Origin of the sequence: Chlorogloea sp. CCALA 695, from assembly GCF_003003885.1 — a bacterium.
Classification (GTDB): domain Bacteria; phylum Cyanobacteriota; class Cyanobacteriia; order Cyanobacteriales; family Chroococcidiopsidaceae; genus Aliterella.
Genome location: NZ_PVWN01000015.1, coordinates 76357 through 100167 on the forward strand (window position 1 = coordinate 76357; position 23811 = coordinate 100167).

At 41.6% G+C, this 23811-nt stretch carries 17 protein-coding genes and 1 pseudogene; 9 read left to right on the forward strand and 9 right to left on the reverse strand.

The annotated features are described in order from the left end of the window. Position 1: 1 nt before the first annotated feature. Positions 2-1399, reverse strand: coding sequence for a UDP-N-acetylmuramate--L-alanine ligase (murC, locus tag C7B70_RS10565; RefSeq protein ID WP_106369006.1), 1398 nt, complete (start codon positions 1397-1399; stop codon positions 2-4). Between the two features lie 464 nt (positions 1400-1863). Here murC and C7B70_RS10570 point away from each other — a divergent pair, with 464 nt between their 5' ends. Then, positions 1864-2877 carry a type I glyceraldehyde-3-phosphate dehydrogenase gene (locus tag C7B70_RS10570; protein WP_106369007.1) on the forward strand — a complete coding sequence of 338 codons (1014 nt, stop codon included), beginning with the start codon at positions 1864-1866 and terminating at the stop codon, positions 2875-2877. Between the two features lie 183 nt (positions 2878-3060). Here C7B70_RS10570 and thiL read toward each other — a convergent pair whose 3' ends face one another. Beyond that, entirely contained in the window at positions 3061-4044 is a 984-nt protein-coding gene (gene thiL, locus C7B70_RS10575; protein ID WP_199192186.1) for a thiamine-phosphate kinase, read from the reverse strand. Between the two features lie 7 nt (positions 4045-4051). Further along, on the reverse strand, positions 4052-4270 hold the full coding sequence (locus C7B70_RS10580) for a hypothetical protein (RefSeq protein WP_106369009.1): 219 nt from the start codon (positions 4268-4270) through the stop codon (positions 4052-4054). 216 nt (positions 4271-4486) lie between these two features. On the opposite strand from C7B70_RS10580, the gene gyrA reads away from it, so the two are divergent. The 3 genes from gyrA to C7B70_RS10595 are packed head-to-tail and all read left to right on the forward strand — an operon-like array spanning position 4487 to position 9412. Then, complete coding sequence (gene gyrA / locus C7B70_RS10585) at positions 4487-7111, forward strand: DNA topoisomerase (ATP-hydrolyzing) subunit A (protein WP_106369010.1); 2625 nt, start codon at positions 4487-4489, stop codon at positions 7109-7111. A gap of 58 nt (positions 7112-7169) precedes the next feature. Then, positions 7170-8768, forward strand: coding sequence for an apolipoprotein N-acyltransferase (lnt, locus tag C7B70_RS10590; protein WP_199192187.1), 1599 nt, complete (start codon positions 7170-7172; stop codon positions 8766-8768). A gap of 20 nt (positions 8769-8788) precedes the next feature. Then, positions 8789-9412, forward strand: a complete 624-nt coding sequence (locus tag C7B70_RS10595) for a Uma2 family endonuclease (RefSeq protein WP_106369012.1) — start codon at positions 8789-8791, stop codon at positions 9410-9412. On the opposite strand, the gene C7B70_RS10600 is transcribed toward C7B70_RS10595, so the two are convergent. Next, on the reverse strand, positions 9365-10276 hold the full coding sequence (locus C7B70_RS10600) for an alpha/beta fold hydrolase (RefSeq protein ID WP_106369013.1): 912 nt from the start codon (positions 10274-10276) through the stop codon (positions 9365-9367). The genes C7B70_RS10595 and C7B70_RS10600 overlap by 48 nt on opposite strands. Continuing rightward, on the reverse strand, positions 10277-10978 hold the full coding sequence (locus C7B70_RS10605; RefSeq protein ID WP_106369014.1) for a glutathione binding-like protein: 702 nt from the start codon (positions 10976-10978) through the stop codon (positions 10277-10279). Between the two features lie 141 nt (positions 10979-11119). Between C7B70_RS10605 and C7B70_RS10610 the strand changes: the two genes are divergently transcribed. From C7B70_RS10610 to C7B70_RS10620, 3 genes are all read left to right on the forward strand, one after another. After that, the gene (locus C7B70_RS10610; protein ID WP_106369015.1) at positions 11120-11590 is read left to right on the forward strand and encodes a thiol-disulfide oxidoreductase DCC family protein; all 471 of its coding nucleotides are present in this window, start codon (positions 11120-11122) and stop codon (positions 11588-11590) included. Beyond that, positions 11583-12212 (forward strand): DUF938 domain-containing protein, encoded by a 630-nt coding sequence (locus tag C7B70_RS10615; protein ID WP_106369016.1) that lies wholly within the window; start codon positions 11583-11585, stop codon positions 12210-12212. The genes C7B70_RS10610 and C7B70_RS10615 overlap by 8 nt, the downstream gene beginning before the upstream one ends. A gap of 67 nt (positions 12213-12279) precedes the next feature. After that, entirely contained in the window at positions 12280-15234 is a 2955-nt protein-coding gene (locus C7B70_RS10620) for a tetratricopeptide repeat protein (protein WP_106369017.1), read from the forward strand. A gap of 3 nt (positions 15235-15237) precedes the next feature. Here C7B70_RS10620 and C7B70_RS10625 read toward each other — a convergent pair whose 3' ends face one another. The 4 genes from C7B70_RS10625 to C7B70_RS10645 all read right to left on the reverse strand — a co-directional run bounded on the left by C7B70_RS10625 (position 15238) and on the right by C7B70_RS10645 (position 21365). Beyond that, positions 15238-15999, reverse strand: a complete 762-nt coding sequence (locus tag C7B70_RS10625) for a glutathione S-transferase family protein (RefSeq protein ID WP_106369018.1) — start codon at positions 15997-15999, stop codon at positions 15238-15240. A gap of 18 nt (positions 16000-16017) precedes the next feature. After that, positions 16018-16326, reverse strand: a complete 309-nt coding sequence (locus tag C7B70_RS10630) for a hypothetical protein (RefSeq protein ID WP_106369019.1) — start codon at positions 16324-16326, stop codon at positions 16018-16020. A 668-nt stretch (positions 16327-16994) separates the two neighbouring features. Then, positions 16995-19937, reverse strand: coding sequence for an excinuclease ABC subunit UvrA (gene uvrA / locus C7B70_RS10640; protein ID WP_106369021.1), 2943 nt, complete (start codon positions 19935-19937; stop codon positions 16995-16997). Between the two features lie 57 nt (positions 19938-19994). Next, a complete protein-coding gene (locus C7B70_RS10645) occupies positions 19995-21365 on the reverse strand; it encodes a glycoside hydrolase 100 family protein (protein ID WP_106369022.1) in 1371 nt (456 codons plus the stop codon). 166 nt (positions 21366-21531) lie between these two features. On the opposite strand from C7B70_RS10645, the gene C7B70_RS10650 reads away from it, so the two are divergent. Further along, positions 21532-22299: a glucose 1-dehydrogenase gene (locus C7B70_RS10650; RefSeq protein WP_106369023.1), complete on the forward strand. Its 768-nt coding sequence runs from the start codon at positions 21532-21534 to the stop codon at positions 22297-22299. Between the two features lie 586 nt (positions 22300-22885). Next, positions 22886-23734, forward strand: a pseudogene (locus tag C7B70_RS10655) (reverse transcriptase N-terminal domain-containing protein); the annotation flags it as partial. Between the last annotated feature and the right edge of the window lie 77 nt (positions 23735-23811).

Below are 23811 nucleotides of genomic sequence, written 5' to 3' on the forward strand. Positions count from 1 at the left end.
TTTAGGCAGATATTTGACTAATAGATGCGATCGCACTGGGGATAATTTGATTGAGGTTTCCCGCTCCTAAAAATAAAGCAATGTCTCCAGGGCGGAGCTTTTCAACCAAAAAACTAGATACATCGTTTAAGCTCGGTTGGTAGGTTACTCTTTCTTGGTGCTGGGCAATTAGTGCTACTAATTTTTGACTGCTAACTAGTCCCAAATCTTGCTCTCCCGCGCTATAAATATCTGTAATTACAACCCAATCTGCCTTGAGAAAAGACTCAGCAAACTCTGTTAAAAAAGTCAAGGTACGACTATAACGGTGGGGTTGAAAAATTGCTATTACTCTTGCTCCCGGCTTTGCTTGCAAACGCGCTGATTCTAAGGTGGCTTTGATTTCGCTGGGGTGGTGGGCGTAATCATCAATAAAAGTAATTCCGTTTACTTCGCCGCGCACTTCAAACCGACGACTTGCACCCACAAAGGTAGCTAGGCTTTGGGCAATAGTATCAAAATCTAGCTTTAACAATCTACCTACAGCAACCGATGCGATCGCATTACTTAAATTATGCTTACCCAACAATCGTAGATTCAATACTCCTAAAACTTGCCCTTGCTCCCACACCTTAGCGGTTGTGCCATCGGCGCGGTACTCAACATCGCTCAGGGTGTAATCTGCTCCCTCTGGTTGCAAACTGTAACTAATTTTTGGTTTAAGGCGATTTTTTACGGTTTGACAATCAATGCACCCAATCGTAGTATCGCAGCGACTAGCAAAAGTTAAAAATGTGTTTACTACTTGTTCTAAGTCTGCGTAATGATCGGGATGATCTAATTCAATATTTGTAATTACGCCAATCGCCGCCGATAATTTAACCAAAGAACCATCCGATTCATCAGCTTCGGCGACTAAATACTTACTTTGTCCTAATCTAGCGTTGCCGTGCCAAGCTGCTACTTCTCCACCCACAATGATTGTAGGGTCAATCCCCGATTCCATAAGCATATAGCCAATGGCGCTACTTGTGGTAGTTTTACCGTGAGTTCCGGCAACAGCAATACTTGAATACTCCTCCATCAAAGCCGCTAATAAGTCCGAGCGATGAATCAACAAACAACCCTTTTCTAGCGCTGCTTTGTACTCTACATTTGCTGTATTTATGGCGGTGGAATAGATTACTTGGGGTAAGGAATTACTTTTTGAACTAAAAAATTCTAAATTGCTGGCTGCTTGGCAGTCAAATATCTGCGTTCCAAGGGCTTGTAATTTTTGAGTAATGTTGCTAGAGCGAGTGTCTGAGCCTGATACAGGTAGTTGGCGTTTAGCCAAAATATAAGCTAGGGCAGACATTCCAATTCCGCCAATACCAATGAAATGAAATGGTTTACCGCGTAAATCAACAGAATTTGGCATATTTGCTCCTTACACCCCATCACACCAACCAATCCGGGATGAATGTCACGCGCTATCATATCAATAATTAGATTTTGTAGATAGTACAATCTGTAAATTCTTTTCCTGTGGATTACGATAGATTTTTAGATTAATGCACCGTACAAGGGAGTAATGGCAAGGCAAACAGCCATTTTAATAGTTATAAGTATCTAAGATTCTTTTAACTTTTGTTTGCAGATTAACAACTTAAATATTTCGTAAGTTCTCATGAGGAATACTTAAAATATCCTTTTAAAGAGCGATCGCCAAATTAAAAGTTGTCCAAAAATACACCCATTGCAACTCCTGTGTGAGTTAAATATGAAGGAAACTAGATATTTTCGGCAAGCTCAATAACAGCAAGTTATAATGAACCGCCCTTTGCGATATGATGTGGTTCAATACCAAAAGTTTATTCAACACACACCAGAGGGCAAGACGCTGTGATTAGAGTCGCGATCAACGGGTTTGGACGCATCGGGCGCAACTTTACAAGGTGCTGGCTGGGTCGAGAAAATAGTAATATCGATCTTGTCGCCATCAATGATACTTCCGATCCAAAAACCAACGCTCACCTGCTCAAGTATGACACCATGCTAGGAACGTTGCACAGTGCGGATATTAGTGCTGATGACAACTCCATAATAGTTAATGGCAAGACCATTAAATGTACAAGCGATCGCAACCCCGAAAATTTGCCTTGGAAAGATTGGGATATTGACCTAATTATTGAATCTACAGGGGTTTTTGTCAGCAAAGAAGGGGCATCAAAGCATCTAAAAGCTGGTGCTAAAAAAGTTTTAATTACTGCCCCAGGCAAAAATGACGATGGCACGTTTGTCATGGGTGTGAATGACCACGATTACAACCACGAAAAGCACGTTGTAATTAGTAACGCTAGTTGTACAACTAATTGCCTAGCGCCCATTGCTAAAGTGTTGCACGAAAAGTTCGGCATCATCAAAGGGACAATGACTACTACCCACAGCTACACGGGAGATCAGCGTTTATTAGATGCTAGTCACCGCGATGTTAGACGGGCAAGAGCAGCCGCAATGAATATTGTACCAACTTCTACAGGTGCAGCCCAAGCTGTTTCTTTAGTATTGCCAGCATTAAAAGGTAAGCTAAATGGTGTAGCTTTGCGCGTACCTACTCCTAACGTTTCGATGGTAGACTTGGTAATTCAAGTTGAGAAACATACCTTCGCCGAAGAAGTAAACAAAGTTTTGCAAGAAGCAGCAGAAGGCCCTCTTAAAGGCATTTTGGCATACAGCGATTTACCCTTAGTTTCGTCAGACTACAAAGGTCATGACGCATCTTCGATTGTAGATGCGAGTCTAACAATGGTTATGGGTAACGACATGGTTAAAGTCATGGCTTGGTATGACAACGAGTGGGGCTACAGTCAACGGGTAGTTGATTTGGCTGAATTAATGGCTCAAAAGTGGGTTTAAGCGTGTAATCACAGCTTAAAGTAATAAAACCCCGGTTGAGGTAGATAGCTTCGTCGGGGTTTTTGTTTAGGTATTTTGATGGGTTGTCCGTTTTGGAATCAAAATCCCTGTAGAAACGTTGCATTGCAACGTCTCATTGCCAAATCAATGCTGTAGTTGTTGGTAAAAATTTGGATTAACAAATTAAAAATGTTGAAAGCTGCGATCGCCACTTAGTAGCTGATCGGGGTTTTGATTAAACCGATCGCATAATACTACTTCTTGATTAGCTGTAATTGTACCAATAATTGCCGCGCTGCTAAGTTTTTGGACTATCGATTGAGCTTGAACTATGGGCATACATAACACTAATTCAAAGTCTTCGCCGCCGTATAGAGCATAGTCTAAGGCTTGATTTTGAGATAGCCAATTAGTAAAGGCGCTAGGTGTGGGGATATTTTGACGTTCAATGGTTGCGCCTACAGAACTAGCTTTACATAGTTGTAATACCGCATCTGCTAATCCATCACTGCTATCCATCCCGGCAACTTGTGGAGCAATTTGTTTAAGTATTGGCAATACATCTAGTCTAGGTTGGGGGCGTTGATGGGCTTTAATTAATAATAGGCGATCGCACTCCCTTAATAATTTCCCTAATTCTGGATGTAATAATAACTCTAATCCTGCCCGTGATGCCCCGTGAACCCCAGTTACAACGAGCGCATCTCCTACTTTAGCTGCGTCGCGGCGAATAACATCACAGGGTTCAACTTGTCCAAAAGCTGTAATTGCAACAGTAATAACCGACGACTTGCAAACATCACCGCCGATAATTGCCGTATTGTAAGTTTGCAAGCATTGATTCATTCCCTGATATAAACGTTCTACCCAACTAACCGCCACATCTCCCGGAAGTGCCAAACCGACGGTAATACCTAGAGGAGTTGCGCCCATTGCTGCCAAATCTGATAGATTAGCTGCTACAGCACGCCATCCAGCATCTTCCGGGGAAGTAGTGCCTAAGCTAAAATGTACTTTATCTACTAATACATCTGTAGTTACGACTAAGTTATGTCCCGGTAATGTGGTAATTACTGCCCCATCATCGCCGATAATTTCGGTAGGACAAAAACGTTGTAACCTCTCTAAAAGTCCTTTTTCGCCAATATCTCGAATCAGTTGCAAAATAATTTACTCATTCATCGCGCTTCAAGTCATCTCTTTCATTGCCTGATGCTTCGTACATTTGCGGTGCTACTGCTGGGTTGCTGGCACGTTCAGAGGGGCTTAAATCCATCATCGCATCTTCAATAGCTGGCGGATGCTTAATGCGATCTAGAACTTCTGCGCTTAGTTCGACTTCTTCGTTTTCTGTACTTTTTTCGGCTTGACTTGGGGTTGTTTCGCTATTCATAAATATATTTTCCAGGGATGCTTTAGCTTAGATTTTTTCCCTGTCTGCTTTCCACTACCTGAAGACAGAAAAAGAGCTTAATTTAAAGCCCTGTTGACCCCAAAATGTGTTAAGATTGTAACAGAAAATGACATAAATATAGCAGCTATTTGGAAGAATTTGGCGCTTTATTGAGTTTGTCGATTAAAATCTCAGGTTTTTGGAGCTTTTTGAGCTATGACGATCTCTCAGGAGAGGATTATCCCCACCGATTTGCGTAATGAAATGTCCCGGTCTTACCTAGAATACGCGATGAGCGTAATTGTAGGTCGGGCGCTTCCAGATGCCAGGGATGGTCTGAAACCTGTGCATCGCCGCATTCTTTACGCAATGCACGAACTAGGACTAACCGCCGATCGCCCGTTTCGTAAATGCGCCCGTGTAGTCGGGGAAGTATTGGGTAAGTATCACCCCCACGGAGATACGGCGGTATATGATGCCTTGGTGCGGATGGCGCAAGACTTTTCTATGCGATCGCCCCTCATCAACGGACATGGTAATTTTGGCTCGATAGACAACGATCCCCCCGCCGCAATGCGATACACCGAATGTCGCTTGCAGTCATTAACCGGGGACTCGTTATTACGAGATATAGAAGCAGAAACGGTAGACTTTAGCGATAACTTCGACGGTTCGCAACAAGAACCCACTGTACTACCCGCACGGATTCCCCAGTTATTGCTTAATGGTTCATCGGGAATTGCTGTCGGGATGGCGACAAATATTCCCCCCCACAATTTGGGTGAAGTAATTGATGGGTTAGTTGCTTTAATTCGCAATCCAGAAATTACCGATCTGGAATTAATGCAATACATTCCTGGTCCAGACTTTCCTACCGGAGGGCAGATATTAGGCACAGCAGCAATTAAAGAAGCTTATACTACTGGGCGCGGCTCAATTTGTATGCGCGGAGTCGCAACAATTGAAACCATCGAACAAAGAGGTCGTCCTGACCGAGAAGCGATTATTATTACAGAATTGCCTTACCAGACAAATAAGGCAGCGCTAATCGAGAAAATCGCCGAAATGGTGAACGAAAAGCGCCTAGAAGGAATTTCTGATATTCGGGACGAAAGCGATCGCGATGGGATGCGAGTAGTTATAGAACTTAAGCGCGATGCCTATCCCCGCGTAGTGCTAAACAATCTGTACAAGCAAACACCTGTACAAGCAAACTTTGGCGCAAATATGCTGGCGCTGGTGAATAACGATCCTCAGTTGCTAACCCTGCGGCAGTTTTTACAAGTATTTTTAGACTTCCGCATCGTTTCGATTACCCGCCGCACTCAGTACGAATTGCGTAAAGCTGAGGAACGAGATCATCTATTGCAAGGCTTGCTAATTGCTCTAGCTAATTTAGATGCAATTATCATCACAATTCGTCAAGCCGCCGATTCACCGACAGCCAAAGTAGAGTTGATTGAGTCTTACTCTCTTAGCGAACAACAAGCCGATGCAATTTTACAGATGCAACTGCGCCGCTTGACAGCATTAGAAGCTGATAAAATCCGCAACGAACACGATGATTTGCAAACCCAAATTACCGACTTGCAAGACATATTGGCAAGACGCGAACGGATTTTAGAAATTGTTGAAACTGAAGTAGGGCAAATAAAAGCTGCTCACTCCACCCCCAGACGCACAGTAATTGAGCGAGATTTAGGGGAACTGGGAGACATTGACTTAATTGCCAATGAAAAAGCTTTAATTTTGCTGACAGAGCAAGGTTACATTAAGCGGATGCCTGTAAGCACTTTTGAGGCGCAAAGTAGAGCAACGCGCGGTAAAGCTGGGGCAAAAATTAAAGAAGATGACGGGATTGAGCATTTTCTAACTTGTTGCGATCATGACAGCATATTATTTTTTAGCGATCGCGGTGTAGTTTATTCTCTGAGGGCTTACCAAATCCCTGCCGCATCCCGCACTAGCCGAGGTGCGCCCATTGTGCAGATGTTACCCATCCCTAGAAATGAAAAAATTACTTCCATCGTTCCTGTGAGCGAATTTACTAGCGATGAATACTTGGTAATGTTGACTCGCAATGGCTACATCAAAAAAACTGATTTAGCAGCTTTTAGTAATATTCGGGCAAATGGATTAATTGCGATTTCTTTAGAAGATGGCGATGAGCTTCGGTGGGTACGACGAGCGAGAAATGAAGACAGTATCATTATCGGTTCGCGTTCGGGGATGGCAATTCACTTTAGAACCAATAAAGAACAATTGCGCCCTCTAGGTAGAGCAACTCGCGGCGTAAGAGCGATGAAACTTAAAGCTGGCGACGAGCTAATTGGGATGGATATATTGCCTAGTGCTGTTCTTGCTACTTTGCCCATCTTAGATACTGAAGCCGAGGAAGTCGAAATTGATGAAATAGAAGTTACGGAAACGGAAGTTGAAATTGATGAAATAGAAATTTCTGAAATTGCTGAAGGTGAAGAAGTAACGGTTACTGAGGGAACCGGCCCTTGGGTATTAATTATTACTATGGGAGGCTATGGTAAGCGCGTTCCGGTGGCTCAGTTTAAGCTGTACAACCGGGCAACCAAGGGGAAAATTGCTACCAAATTTAAACCCCGTAAAACCCAAGACAAACTTGCAGCCCTCTGTGTTGTCAACACTGATGATGAATTAATGATGGTGACAAGTCGCGGAATTATTATTCGTCAAACCGTCAACGCTATTCCTACGCAGTCTAGAACCGCTACCGGGGTAAGAGTGCAACGATTGGATGAAGACGATGCGATCGCCGATGTTGCTTTAGTACCGCCTAATGTCATTGATGATGTTGAGGAAGAGTAAACATATAAAAGCGGGGGGTTTTCTCCCGCTTTTTATTGCTTTAATCGCTGGGGTGTTGATGGGTTTAACTGTTGCACCTGTAAGCGCATGGTTTTTAGCTTGGATTGCTTTAGCACCGTTATGGATTTTAATTGTTGAAGCGACAGCTAATAAATCTCTTGCACTAATTGAGGAGCCTCCCCTAAATCCCCCAACTTTGGGGGACTTTAGATTTGATTCCCCCCAGAATTGGGGGGGTAGGGGGGCTATAGATCGTTTGCCAAGGAAAACTAATATTTTCCTTTGCGGCTTGCTGTGGGGAATTGGCTATCACGGTGTAGCGATCTGGTGGATTACTGGCATTCATCCGATGACATGGATGGGAGTACCTTGGTTTGCTAGTTTAGCGATCGCTGCTTTTTGCTGGATATTTCTTACACTGTGGGGAGCGGCTTTAGTTGCAGTTTGGGCAACTAGCATGACTTTTTTGGGAAAAAAGTTAACTTTTCCCCTCCGCGTTTTAGTTGGTACAACCTTATGGTGCGGTTTAGAAAGTATTTGGAGTAGGGGCGCATTGTGGTGGACTACGCTCGCCTATACTCAAAGCCCCCACAACATCGCAATTTTACATTTAGGTCAAATATCGGGTACTACGGCAGTAACCGCCGCTCTAGTTGCAGTTAACTTGTTAATTGCTGAAGCTTGGCTTAATCGTAGTAGAACTTACTTAAGTTATGCAGCTTCTTTACTAATCGGATTGCATTTAATTGGGTGGGGATTAGCCAGTCAGCCACTAATCAAAACCCCGGAAACCGCTTTAAAAATAGGCATTATTCAAGGGAATATTCCGAACGAAATCAAGCTTTACGAAGGTGGTTTACGTCGGGCGATTGAAGGTTATACTACTGGCTACAAAACTCTTGCTGATCAAGGAGTTGAGGCAGTTTTGACCCCCGAAGGAGCTTTGCCTTTGTTTTGGCGAGATATACCAAGTAGTTCTTTTTATCAAGCAGTGCGCGAAAAAGGTGTTGTTGCTTGGTTGGGAGCTTTTGGAGAACAAGGAAGCAGCTATACAAATAGTTTGTTTACGCTTACAGGTACAGGACAAATTTACAGCCGCTACAACAAAGTAAAATTAGTACCTCTGGGCGAGTATATACCCTTTACAGAAGTTTTAGGAACATTAATTAATAGACTTTCCCCCTTAGAAGCCCATCAAGTTGCAGGTGCAGACAACCAAGTATTTGACACACCTTTTGGACGAGCGATCACAAGTATTTGTTATGAATCCGCCTTTGGTGAGCATTTACGCCGCCAAACTGCTCTAGGAGGTCAATTTATCCTCAGCGCTGCTAATAACGCCCACTACAGTCCCGCCATGCCTGCTCAACACCATGCTCAAGATGTGATGAGGGCAATTGAGAGCGATCGCTGGGCAGTAAGAGCAACAAATACGGGTTACTCTGGAATTGTCGATCCCCACGGCAAAACAGAGTGGATATCTAAGCTCAATACTTATCAATTACACGCTGCAACTATTTATCGTCGGGAAACAAAAACATTGTATGTGCGTGCTGGAGATTGGTTAATGCTCCTACTATTAACGTTGAGTTTGCTCGTTTTGGGGATAATCTTAAATAATAGTAGAAGTCGCCAAGAGCAACCAAGGCAATTTTAAAATTACCTGTATTATCAGTTATGATTCAGACCATATCTAAACAAGTAACCTTTGACGAGTTTATTGCTTGGTATCCAGAAAAGTCAGAATCTCGTTATGAATTGCACAATCGCATAATTGTCGAAATGCCTAAACCGACTGGGAAACACTCAGAAATAGCAGGTTTTCTTGCCGCAGAACTTAACTTTGCAATTAGACAGCACCAACTCCCTTACTTTATACCCAAAGAGTGCGTAATTAAGTCTGATAGCGATCGCTCTGGCTATGAACCCGATTTGATAGTTGTAGATAGACAAGCTATTACAAGCGATCCTAGATGGGAAAGAGAATCAATTATCACAGTTGGTAATTCTGTTAGATTGGTTATCGAAGTTGTTAGCACTAATTGGCGCACCGACTACGGACACAAGCTTACAGACTACGAGACTTTAGGCATTCCTGAATACTGGATTGTAGACTACTTAGGTTTGGGCGGTAAGCGTCATATCGGCGACCCCAAACAACCGACAATTTCTGTTTATAGTTTAGTTGAAGACGAGTATCAAGTTAGTCAATTTCGGTTAGGCGAAGTTATTAAATCCCCAACTTTAAAAGACTTAAATTTGACCGCCGAGCAAGTTTTTAATGCCGGAATTATTAAATAATTGTAACTGATTTGCTACAATTTGCGATCGCTCTAAATGGGGAACATGACCACAATCAAGCCATAGTAGCCGAGAATGGGCGATCACTCTATTAAACTTTTCCGCGTCTATTTTCGGCAATGTCTCATCTAATTGACCCCACAAAATTAATGTCTGCGTATTAATTTGGGCAATTTTTCCCACCAAGTCACCATAACCGCCACTTTTAGTAAAGCTCATCATTGCAGCTTGCCAATTAGACATTTCTAAGTGTAGTACCGCACATCTAATCGCTTCAATTTCTCCAGGCTTTAAATTACCGAACTTACTACCTAAAAATAATGCTTGCAATTTGCGCTGTCGCCAATACTCCATTGCCAAGTAGTCTAAAGGCGAAAATAACAATTTGCCTAAAGGGAAATCACCACTAAAACCTACACTATTGATTAATACAAGTTTTTCAACAGCATGGGGATAGGACAAAGTAAAATCTATAGCGGTAGCACCTCCCATAGACGTACCAATTAGCATTACTGGGCGGTTGATTAGCGTTTGCCAAAAGGCATATAAATGAGTTTTGATTGTGCTGGGATTGTAATCAATTTCTAGTAATCTTTGGGTAAATCCAAAACCCAATAAATCAACCGCCCATGTTTGGTTGCTTTTAGCCAGTAAAGGGAAAAGGGCGCGAAACTCTAAAACAGAACTATCAAAACCATGTAGTAATAGTATTGGCGTTCCTGTACCTTGGCAAACGTAAGAAGTTGCGATAGCATTTTGGCTTAAAGAAGTCCTAATTTGCGCTCGTTTAATACCTTTTGCTAAAGCTATTGAGTTATTTTCTTGCAGTAAATTAACTTCGTAGGGCAAAAAACTAGGAAACATTTAAGCGTCGCCGATAGTCTTTGCAGACTGGTTAAATAATAACTGTCTCGACTTTTCAATATCAAGGGGTTGATCCTTAAACGCCTCCGCCTTTTCGTAAGCGCGAATAGTCGATGGACGCGCCTTAATTGCTTCAAACCAGCGCTTGAGGTGAGGAAAATTATCTAAATTTTGACCCTGCAACTCATAACCTGTAATCCAAGGATAGGAAGCAATATCCGCAATTGAATAACTACCAGCAACAAATTCTCTGGATTCTAAGCGCTTATTTAACACGCCATACAAGCGTCCCGTTTCGTTAATATAACGGTCTATCGCATAAGGGATTTTTTCGGGTGCGTAACGATTGAAATGATGATTTTGTCCCGCCATTGGGCCTAATCCTCCCATTTGCCAGAATAACCATTCTAAAGCCGCTACGCGATCGCGCACATCGGTAGGAATTAACTTATTAGTTTTCTCAGCTAAATACAGCAAAATCGCCCCAGACTCAAATACAGATATAGGTTCGCCGCCAACCGTGGGTTCGCGGTCGATTATTGCCGGAATCCGGTTATTAGGAGCAATTTTGAGAAATTCTGGCTTAAATTGATCGCCCGATCCGATATTAATGGGAATAATATTGTAAGGTAAACCCACTTCCTCTAAAAACATCGTAATCTTGTGACCGTTTGGCGTTGTCCAGTAGTAAAGGTCAATCATAGTTATTTCTCTATGTGTGAATACTTTAATTACAGGGTAACGGGTAAAAATTCTCAATGACCAATTCCCAATTTTCTGTGCATATTACCGCTTAATATTTCTTAAAATAGAAGATAGCTACATTTACATATCTAAATCATTATGCTCTCGTCGAAAACACAGTTTCAGGAATCAACGGCTACACAACCTTGGCGAATTAAGCTGTTATACGACGGTGAATGCCCTTTGTGCTTGCGCGAAGTCAACTTTTTGCAGAAACGGGATGCTGGGCGAGGATTGGTAGCTTTTGTAGATATAGCAGACGACTTATATAAAAGCGAAGACAACGGCAATATTGACTTCAAAACAGCAATGGGAAGAATCCACGCCGTACTACCAGACGGTACAATTGTTAAAAACGTAGAGGTTTTTCGCCGAGTTTACGAAGTTTTGGGGATGGGGTGGATTTACGCTATAACCAAATTGCCTGTAATTGGTTTTATTGCTGATACTCTGTATAGTATCTGGGCATCTTGGCGGCTAAAACTCACTGGAAGACCAGATTTAGCTACCATCGAACGCAATCGCACTCAAAGGCTTTGTAACTTAGAAGGGCGCTGTAAAGTTGAATAACTATCCTGATGCTAGACAATACGCGCCAGCAACCGAACGTAACCGCGAGGCAATTTTAGAGGTACTTTTAGAAGTTTTACCACCTACAGGTACAGTTTTAGAAGTTTCTAGCGGTACAGGAGAACACGCGGTATTTTTTGCACCTCGTCTTACTCCTCGCCATTGGCTACCAACAGATCCTAATCCTTTAGCGATCGCTAGTATTAATGCTTGGAGAAGTTATACTAAGGCTGAAAACTTATATCCACCAATTGTTATAGATGCTTGTCAGCCAAATTGGGAATTAGGAGTTGAACCAATTAGCGCGATCGTCAACATTAATATGATTCACATTGCCCCTTGGGAAGCTTGTCTAGGCTTGATGGCTGGTGCGAGGCAGATTTTACCCCCCGGCGGTATTTTGTATCTCTATGGCCCTTTTACTCACGGCGGAAAGCATACTTCCCTCAGTAATATTGCTTTTGACGAAAGCTTACGGGAGCAAAATCCTAATTGGGGTGTCAGAGATTTAGATAAAGTAGTCGCTGTTGCCAAATCTCAACAACTTAATTTAGTCAAAACCGTTGCTATGCCTGCAAACAACCTTTCTGTTATCTTTCAACTAGAGACATTGATAGAGTAAGAGTTGTTTATCTTAAATTAAGATAAGCGATTTATCAATTTGGCTCATAGGCACAGGAGACATTTCAATGCAGCGCAAACCTACACATTTAATTACTTTCCTGTTGTCTTTGAGCGTACTATCGTCATTGTCACCCGTTTTGGCGCAGCAAACCCCACTTCAAAGCTCGGTAACGCAAACAGAAGCGAGTCGGGAATTTAATCGCACTGTCACCCTGTTTAATATACTCCTGGGTGTTTTGGTGTTGCTGCTAGTAATTGCGATCGCAACTTTATTTGCAACCCGGCGCAAAATAGTTAAACAATTAGCTGAAGCAATTAAAACCAATCTCCACGATTTAGAAGCATTAGAAATAAAACTTGCTGAAGCAAATAAGTTAGTTGAAAATACTATAGTTTCCGCGCAAAATACTGCCGACGATCTAAATACTGATGCAGAAGATTTACATCAAGAAATGGCGACACAAAAAGAGCAGTTATCTAGCCATCAGGCAGAATTCACACGCTTAAAACACCAGCTTTTAACAAACCTAGAAACACAAATAAATAGAGCCAAGCATACTTTAGAAGAATCAGAGACAGTTTTTGCAGAACGCTTGCAAGAATTACAAAACGACGCGCAAAAACAACATTTTTTGATTCTCAAAGATTTAACTCAATTAAAGGCAGACCTTCCCCAAGAATTAACGGTTCTTCAGCAACAAAAAGATGAGGTAGTAGCAAGTTTAAAACAATCAGAATCAAAGTTTATTAAAGCTTTGAATCAATTGCAAGTTAAAACGGAGGAAAGGCAACAATCAATAATTCAAAATCTTGAACAACTAAGCGCGGATTTTCCTAATCGGCTGGAAGCAGATTTGAAAACTCAAAAAGATGAAATCAGCCAAAACATTCAGCAGTTAGAAGTAGAGTTTACAGAGAAGGTGAAAAAGCTACAAATAGAAATAGATACCAGACACAATCTATTAACGCAAAATCTCCGACAGCTAAATACGGAATTTGCTCCTCAAATTAGGACGGCTTTGCAAGAGCAAAAAGATATAGCTTTGCACAATATGGAGCAGTCAGAAGCAGACTTTGTTGAGCAATTAAGTAGCTTACAAATAGAAGCGGAAACTAGACAAAAGCTATTGATTCAAAACTTAGAACAGTCAAGAGCAAAGCTTGCTCCCCAGCTACAGAGCGAATTACAGAAGCAGAAAGATATAGTTTTGCAAAACTTTCAAAGGTCAGAGATAGAGTTTAGCGAAAGTTTAAGCAAGTTGCAAATAGCAACAGCAAGTAGTCAAAACTCTTTAGTGCAAAATATAGAAAATTTAGGACGCGAACTTGCTCCCAAGTTTAAAGCCGAGTTGCAACAAGAAAAAACAAAGATATTCCAAAGCTTCCAACAAACTCAAGCAGATTTAACTAAACAGTTAGCTAACATTCAATCGGAAACTCAAGAGCGAAAAAATATAGCTTTAGCTAACCTAAAAAAGGTAGAGAATGAAGTTGCTAAAGAAATAGCGCAGTTAAAAATAGAAGCACAAAAACAGCAGGATATAATTAAGCAAAATTTGAGTAAGTTAGATTCAGAACTAGCGCCACAATTAGCAGAAATTCAAGCTCAAGCAAAGCAGCAAGTTCAACAACAACAAGACTCAAGTTTAAAACAGTTAGAACAATTGCATTTTGATATTCTTGCTCAAGTTGCTCAATATCAAATAAAAATGCAGGAACAGGTAGAAGCAGATTTACAAAACCTTAAAGCTTTAGAAACTAATTTTGCCAGCCAAGTAGAAAAATCTCAAGGAACAATCCACTTACAAGAAGCCCAATCAGCAGAAAGTGTAAAAAAATTAGAAACAGATTTTGCTGCTCAACTTACGGCGTTGCAAACAGAAATTCAAACACGCAAAAATGTAGCTTTAGATAAATTAAATACTTTAGAAGATAAACTAGCCGCAGAATTAGAGCAAGTACAAGTAGATGCTAAAACCCAAAAAGAGCAAATATTACAACAGTTAGCAAGTAATATTCCCCAATCGTTAGTAGAAGTAGCTTTTGCAGAAATAACTCAAACAATTCAACCGCTAACAGCAGAATTAGAAAAGCTTAAATCTAATCATCCTCAATTATTTGTTAATCCAGAAGACTATATAAATGAGGGAAAAGCACAACTAACGGCGGAAAATTACCCTGATGCGATCGCCTTATTCGATCTGGCTTTAGCAATCAACCGCGATCGCCCGGAAGTATGGCACGATCGCAGTATGGCATTTTGGCACTTAAAACAGTATGAAAATGCGATCGCCTCTTTTGACAATGAATTAGAACTTAACCCCATTAATCCCGATAGTTGGTACTATCGAGGGCTAAGTTGCAAAGAGTTAAAAAGGTACGAAGATGCAACTTCTTCTTTCGACAATGTAGTAAAAACTCAAACAGATAATTATCTAGCTTGGTTTCATCGTGGAATCGTGTTAGGGAGAATGCAAAAGTACGAGGATGCGATCGCATCTTACGACAACGCGATCAAATTCTCTCCCAATTATCACCAAGCTTGGGTTGATAAAGGTGTAGCTTTAGGAAAACTCCAACGCCACCAAGAGGCTTATGAAGCCTTTGATCGCGCTGTACAAATTCAGCCAGAAGATGCGGTAGCGTGGTTAAATCGGGGGATGGCTTTAGAAGTGCTAGAAAAATACGAAGATGCGATCGCCTCTTTTGACAAAAATATTGAACTTAACCCCAATTCCTACAAAGCTTGGAATTCTAAAGGCTATTTACTCGTGCAATTAGAGCGCGATGAAGAAGCCCTAGCCAGCTTTGACAAAGCTTTAGAGATTAATACCACTTATGCGCCTCCTTACTACAACAAAGCTCTCTCTTACGCTCTCCAAGGACAATTGAAGTTAGCTCTTGAGAACTTGCAAAAGGCAATTGAAATCAATCCTCGCTACAAAGAAGATGCAAAAACAGAACAAGATTTTGCAGAAATTGCCAAATCTCCGCGCTTTCAAAAGTTGGTTAGTGGCTAATATTTAGCGATGTTCGCGGTACTGGCGTAGTGCATACTTCCCCGCCTTTGTTTGACGTAATTCTAAAACTACTTCTGCCATCTGTGGCGCTATTTCCCTACGGAGAAATTTTGTAGCGCGATGATTTTTTGGTCGTAAAATCGGAGCCGCCAATGCAGCAAAAGTCAAGTCCGCAGCGCTAAAGCTATCGCCAACTAAATACCCGTGCTTATCGTCGGTTAAACGCTCCGCTACTAGCGCAAAAATTTGTTTGATTTCTTGTAACGAACTAGCAGCATTAGCAGCAGAAACCTTGTAAACACGTTGAACTATGCGACTCATGAGGGGAAATGCAAATTCAAATCCAATTTTTTCAAATCTAGGCGCATCTTCACACCACATTTCTCGCATAGCTTCGCGGTTATCTAATCCTCGATATTGATACCCCCAAAGGCGGATATGTACGCCTAACTTACTATCAAATAATTCTTCAAGTTGTTCTACTTCTTGGCGTTGATTAGGATCAATAGGATATAAATGCTGCGGTGCTTGCGAAGTCGCATCGAGATGATGCAAAATATCCGTTGAGTCTTTAAAAACACCTGTTGGGGTGATTAAAATCGGAACGCTTTTACCTCCATATCTCCGGGTAGTCAAACGATGAAAAATTGGTACGTGGCATTCTTCTACATAAGGAATCTTCAACCATTCCAGCGCCCATCTTACTTTTTCACAATAGTGGCTAACGGCAATAGTTATTAGACGATTGGTTGCTAACTGGTTCATTATTAAAAAATTCCTCGCTTACTGCTTATTGATGTTTTTTTTCTCAGCCATTCTCCGTTTGATTCCTAGGGCGTACAAAGTGAAGGATGCGATCGCGCCCATACCTAAAAATACTGTCCCATCGTTAGGTTTAACAAAGGTTTCTTTCGCCAGCAGAAAACCAATTGCAGCCATCCCCGCTAAAACCACAAGGCGAAGGAAGTCCGAAAACAAGAAACGATTGTTCGTTTTACCTAAGAGTTTAAAAAATGCGATCGCATCTACAATCAAAAACGAGCCAATGCTTGAAAATATTACCAAACCTATAAAGTATTTAATCGCATCCATTTTATTTCGTACTAAAAACGCGCCACATTACAAAAACTGTAAAACCTACATAACCAAATACTGTTAACCAATCTTGCCAGCGATCAAAAGAATTTTCCATAAGTAAATATTCCCTATTGATTTAACTATTACCCTAATTTATTCTCGGAAATACTATTTTTTCTCATATTTACCCAATCCATACAAAGTCTGCCTAAGCTTCCATTCCAAAGACTTCAACTGTTATTAAACCTAGAAGCTTTCTGAGAAAATTATGCCTAGTCGTTACAATTTGCGATTTTGGTTAATAAATATTGCCGTTGCTTGCTTTTATTGTTAGCTTGTGCCTAGTAAAACAATTTACTGTCCATATCTACAAGCAGGAGGCTTTATGCTTCTATTTTTTATAGCTTTTGCTACCATGATGTTGTTTGGTGGTTGGATGTTTAGAGAAGTCGCACCTAAAATCAGAGACAGAAAAAAATTATCCCAGCATCCCACTTTAGCAACAAAAAAAATCTCTCTCTACTCACTGATCTATTTGCTATTTTTCTACCAGCTACCAGCGCCGCAACCCTCCCAAAAATCCTTCATTAATTTTTAACTGCTACCTATTAGTTTTTCACACTCTCACCATTCGGACAAATTTTCAAGTGGTGGGAGTGTTGATATTTTAGGTAGTGAAATTTTCATTTTATTGAATGTTGCTGCAATACCTGTTTCAAATATTGTCCCGTGTAAGAACGCGGATTATTTGCTACTTCCTCGGGTGTACCTATAGCAACTAATTCGCCGCCTTTATCGCCCCCTTCTGGACCTAAATCTATTACCCAATCGCAACAACGAATCACATCTAAATTGTGTTCGATTACTAAAATTGAATTGCCTTTATCTACTAATCTTTGCAGCACATCTAGTAATTTATGTACATCATAAAAAGATAAGCCTGTAGTTGGTTCATCAATTAAATAAAGAGTTTTTCCGGTAGCACGACGGGATAATTCTGATGCTAATTTCACTCGTTGCGCTTCACCTCCAGATAAAGTAGTTGCTGGTTGTCCTAATCGCACGTAACCTAAGCCTACATCTACTAAAGTCTGCAATCTATTCACGGCTCTAGGAATATTAGTAAAAAACTCTAAACTTTCTTCCGCCGTCATATTTAAAACATCGGCAATGGATTTATCTTTAAATTTGACTTGCAAAGTTTCGCGGTTATAACGCGCACCTTTGCAAACTTCACACTGCACGTAAACATCAGGTAAAAAATTCATTTCAATCACATTTACCCCCTGTCCTCCGCAAGCTTCGCAACGTCCACCTTTGACATTAAAAGAAAATTGTCCGGCTTTGTAACCTCTAGCTTTTGCTTCGATTGTTTGGGTAAATACTTCACGAATTACATCAAAAACTCCTGTATAAGTCGCTGGATTAGAACGAGGAGTACGCCCAATGGGAGATTGGTCAATAACGATCGCTTTATCCACAGCATTTAAACCTTCAACTTGATCTAAACCTTGAGGTAAGGGAACTTTGCGCGTTAGTTGATGTTGCAAAGCTGGGTAAAGTAAATCGTTAACTAAAGTAGATTTTCCCGAACCCGAAACCCCGGTAACGCTAACAAGTTTACCTAAAGGAATCTCTACATCAATATTTTGTAAGTTGTTGCGACAAGCATTTTTAATCGATAAATTCCGCCCATTTCCTTCGCGGCGTTGTTTTGGAGTTGCGATCGCTCGTTTTCCTGATAAATACGCACCTGTCAGCGAATCTTCGGCGTTTAATAAGGTTTCTAAATTGCCTTGAGAAGTGATATAACCGCCATGAACACCCGCACCGGGGCCAATATCTACTAAATAATCTGCCGCTCTAATAGTTTCTTCATCATGTTCGACAACAATTAGCGTATTACCCAAATCTCTTAGTTTTGTTAAAGTCTGCAACAATCGTCCGTTGTCTCGTTGATGCAAACCAATACTCGGTTCATCTAAAACGTACAATACCCCCGTTAATCCCGAACCGATTTGCGTTGCAAGTCTAATTCGCTGCGCTTCGCCTCCTGAGAGTGTCATAGCAGGACGATCTAGGGTGAGGTAGTCTAAACCCACATCTAAGAGAAATTGCAGCCTAGCTTTTATTTCTCTTAGCACCAAGTCAGCAATTTGTAAGGCGCGATTACTTAGTTGCATTTTTAGCAACTTCTGCTGACACTCCCCAATTGATGCGCCTGTTAGATCGGTAATTCTGTACTGTCCCAACCTTACAGTCAGCGCTTCGGGCTTTAACCTTTTTCCTAAACAAACTTCGCAAGGCTGGTTAACCAAATACTGCTCTAACTTTTGCTTTTGCAACTCTGAAGCTTCTTTGTACTGCTTCTGGAGAATAGGCAGCACTCCAGCGTAACGCCTGTAATCTTTACGATCTTCTATCCATACGGGTTTGTCGCTACCATGTAAAACTATTTGCTGCTGCTCGTCAGTGAGTTTATGCCACAGAGTTTGAATCTCAAAGCCGTGCGCTTGTCCGACACTATAAAGCAGAGATAGGTAGTAAGAGTTATCTTTTTCTGACCAAGGAGCAATCGCCGCATATACAGGTGCTTGGGGGTCTGGAACTACAAGCTCGGCTGCAAACTTCTGTAAGCTACCCAATCCGTGACAGTTTGGACACGCACCATAGGGAGAATTAAAAGAAAACAAACGCGGTGATAATTCTTCCATAACTGCGCCATGTACTGGACAGGCGAAGTTTTCGGAAAAAATCAACTCTTGTTGATAGGAATTAGGTGTATTTGTAGAGGTTAAATCGTCATTTTCATTTGCTATTTTTTCGCCAGTTAGGTTATACTTACTATCAGGCTGGACTCCACCTGTCTTACCCAATGTATCATTTAGGAAGTCTACCACCGCAATTCCACTGGAAAGACGTAAGCAAGTAGTTAGAGAATCAGATAGACGCTCTGCAATACCTGGTTTTTTAATTAGGCGGTCAATAACAATTTCAATAGTATGGGTATAATTTTTATCTAAGTCGATGTTGTCGGATAGCTCTCGAACCTCATTATTTACCCTCACTCTCACCCAACCTTCGGAAGCTAAACTAGAGAGTAATTTGCGATGAGTCCCTTTTTTACCGCGAATGACGGGAGCAAGGATTTGAAAGCGCGTACCGTCGGGCAAGTCCTGAATGCGATCGCACATTTGATCGACAGTTTGAGGGGCAATAGAGCGATCGCAAATTGGACAATGAGGTTCTCCCGCCCGTCCAAATAACAAACGCAAATAGTCGTAAATCTCTGTAACAGTACCCACCGTAGAGCGAGGATTGTGGGAAGTAGATTTTTGATCGATAGAAATAGCCGGACTTAATCCCTCAATTGCCTCTACATCCGGTTTATCTAGTTGTCCCAAAAATTGTCTGGCGTAGGCGCTGAGAGATTCTACATAACGGCGCTGACCTTCGGCGAAGATTGTATCAAAAGCTAGGGAAGACTTACCCGAACCGGAAACCCCTGTAAAGACAATTAAGCGATCGCGCGGAAGTTCTAAATCAATGTTTTTGAGGTTGTGTTGTCTAGCGCCACGAATGCGAATGGTATTTTTAGCGTCAGGAGTATTGGCAGAAGGAGACATAAAAGCAGCGCGTAATAGTCATTAATAATTTTAACGCTGCCGTCTGCTCATCACTTCTCAAGCATCGAAAGTAATCAGTTTCAGGTGACTGGGATTAGCAATCAATTCCTTGGCTAATAAATACCCCGCAATTGTCCAAGTTTGATACTTACGCGCTTCTTTACCAATTAAGCGACCATCGGGGCCATCGTAGTATTCAGGCCAGTGGTCTTCTAGCAATCTTCTTTCAGCAATTGCGATCGCATGATGGGCTAATTCGCCTCTATCCATTTTTTTAGCTGCCGCCGTCAACATCCACAATAAAACTGGCCAACTTCCGCCATTGTGATAAGACCAAGGACGATTTTTTGGATCTGCCCCTGTGACAATTCTCCATTCAACATCTTCTAAAGCTGGATAACAAAGTTTCATCGGCATTTCACCAATTAAGTCACTCCAGCGCAATTCAATTAAGTTTAAAATTCTATGAGATTGTTGCTCGTTAGCTAAAGAAGAGACAATCGCCATCAAATTACCCAAAGAAAAAAACCGACAGTCTAACTGACTTGGCCCTAAGTTTCCCGCTAAGTAGCCCCCAGCTTCAGGTAGCCATTTCGCCAACCGATAAAAAGGGATAGAGTCAGAATAAATATTGAACTGATTGAGGGCTTCTTCGCCATACTCCTCTACTTGAAAGCGGTAAATTACATTTAATCGCTCGGCATCTAACCAGTAATTTTCCCGGAGTTGCTTAATTAAGGGATCTAAGCGGTTACGCACAGCTTGAATAATTGCTTGATTTTCTTTAATTGGAGTTAGCAATTCTAAGCTGGCTTTTAAAACTGCATAAAATAACGATTGAATATCTAAGGGATGTCCGTAGAGTCCTAAACGACGGTCAATCATACTCGCACCATCAGGAACTAACACCATTGGGTACATATCAAAGCGAGTAACTAAGCATAGTTCTAGGATTAATCTAATCCCTTCTTGAAGATCGCCACGAGAAGCAAACTCTTTACTTTCGGTAGAAATAGTATAAGCGCGTAATAAAATAATCCACCACAAACCCGCATCTGCTGGCGCAACTCTGCCGATCGCATGATCGCCAAAGTCAGCTTTTAAATATTCCTGCCCATTAGCAAACCCAATTTTAAAACTAGCTGGCATTAAGCCCCGACTAGGCTTTAAACAATCCAATTGGGTTGTTTTCGGTTGCAATTTTAGCGTTTCTTCCAAAAAGAAGCGGACAATATCTGCTTTACCTTTAATTAGAAACACGAGGGCGGAGGAAACAAAATCTCGAATAAAACACTGATCGTAGTTTGCCGCATCAATACCTGGATCGAGAGCGGCTATAGTGCCAATGGGTTTCTCGTGGTAATAAATCATTGACTTTTCTAGCGTTTCCCAAGCTTGTTCTTCGATTGCTAAAGATCGTTCGCTCAACTTCTCTCTGGTCCTCTTGACTTCATAGCTAGAGGATAAACAAAGATTTCAATTAGAGCAAATATTTAGGGCTTTATCTCTATTTTGGTTGAGGTTTCAGCTATTGGGATAGTCTAGGATCTTTACGGCTTGGTTCAGCCAATACAAATCGAAAGAGGTTAGTTAGATGAAGCTTGCAGGTAAAATTGCTGTAGTCACAGGTAGCGGTCAGGGAATCGGTCAAGACATTGCAATTAGTTTAGCCGCCGCCGGAGCGAGTGTCGTCATTAACTATCGTTCTGACATTACTGAAGCTGAAGAAACTTTAAAACAAGTGGAAGCTACGGGAAGTAAAGGCTTAATTGTTAAGGCAGATATTAGCGTTGTTAGCGAGCTTCGTCAGCTAATTGATTCAAGTATCGAATATTTTGGTCAACTAGATATCTTAGTAAATAATGCCGGAATAGAAACTCATGCACCTTTTTGGGAAGTTACCGAGGAAGATTATGACAAGGTGCTAGATATCAACTTAAAAGGTTGCTTTTTTGCGACGCAATTTTTTGTGCAGCATTTGATGCAAACAAAGCGTACTGGGAAAATTATTAATATTAGCTCCGTACACGAAGAATTACCTTTTCCCAACTTTACGGCTTACTGTGCTAGTAAAGGCGGTTTAAAGATGATGACTCGCAACTTAGCTGTAGAATTGGGCCCTTACGGCATTACTATCAATAACGTAGCACCAGGGGCGATCGCAACCCCTATGAATAGTAAACTATTAAACGATCCTACCGCTCTAGGCGCTTTGCTCAAAAATATTCCCCTCAATCGTTTAGGACAACCTAAAGATGTCAGTGCGATTTCTACTTTTTTAGCTTCTTCTGACGCTGACTATATAACTGGCTCGACATTCTTTGTCGATGGTGGGCTACTTTGGAACTATCAAGAGCAGTAATAAAAATAACTCCTAGCTGATCGATTGCTAAAGAGTGTGCGATTCGTTGGTTAGTAAATCACGGTAAACAGTCCGTACATAACTAACCCAGCCAAGACTCCCACATCTTGCGCTGAACTCTCAGATTGATGTAGGTGAAAGCCCTACCCGCCAGGTTCAGGCGTGACTCCCTATCTGCCCACAGTGAGCAAGCTCGATTCTTGCAGGCTGTAGCTGGGAACAGGGTGCAATCAGACAACTGTTATGAGTTGACACTGGCGCTAATGGGGCGTTCTCATGGTGAAACCGAGCCTAGAAAAGTGACCCAAGCAAAAGCAGGGCATAACTCAAAAACCCTGACTTCATCAGAGATAATACCTACTGCAATATGTTCTCGTTAGCAGTTTGAACCCTAGGTATCTGATGGTCAAAATGGCTACACCTAAAAGAACTAACAATCATCTGAGGGAACGAATAAAAACGAATCAAAGGTCTAGGAACGGTCGAGTTCCAAGTAGGTAAGACGAGATACGGAACCCCTTTGATTCGGGTAGGATGCGGCGTAATTGCCGCAAGATATTCAGAAGACACTTTACGGAGTACGAGCATGATTAGGCACAGCGACATCGCTAGTGAATCTTGGAAGACATTACCTTGGAAGCAATTCCGACGTAATTTATTCCGCCTACAAAAGCGAGTGTTTAAAGCAGTTCAAGCAGGCGACAAGCGAAAAGCAATGTCCCTTCAAAAACTTATTCTGAAGTCCAAAGCGGCTAGATTACTGGCAATTCGCCAAGTAACTCAGCTAAACGCTGGAAAGAAGACAGCAGGTATCGACGGTAAGAAGTCCCTCACCTTTGAGGAGCGATACGAACTAGAGAAATCGCTGAAGGCATCGAGCAATAACTGGAAACACCAGAAATTGCGTAGTATTCCCATCCCTAAAAAAGACGGCAGTACCAGAATGCTTAAAATCCCAACTATCGCGGATAGAGCTTGGCAATGCCTCGCAAAATATGCCTTAGAACCAGCACACGAAGCAACTTTCCATTCTAGGAGTTACGGCTTTAGACCTGGTAGGTCGGCACATGATGCCCAGAAAATCCTACAGATTAACCTAAACTCCCATGCAAATGGAATCAATAAGCGGGTCATCGAACTCGACATTGAGAAATGCTTCGACCGGATAAGTCACACAACCATAATGGATAACCTTACTGCCCCTAAAGGTATTAAGTCAGGAATATTCAGATGCCTAAAAGCCGGAATAAACCCTGAGTTTCCAGAACAAGGAACACCGCAAGGTGGTGTGGTTAGTCCTCTACTAGCCAACATCGCATTAAACGGAATTGAAGGTCTACTTAGATATCACGAGGATACTAAGAAAAGAATAACCAACAAAACCCCAGGGAAGTACATTATAGAACCATCAATCCGCTATGCAGATGACATGGTAAGTGCGACTCGATGTCGCATGGTTTGAGTGAGAGACTCATAGGAACAACTCTCCGGCTAAGTGTCCAACAAAGCTGT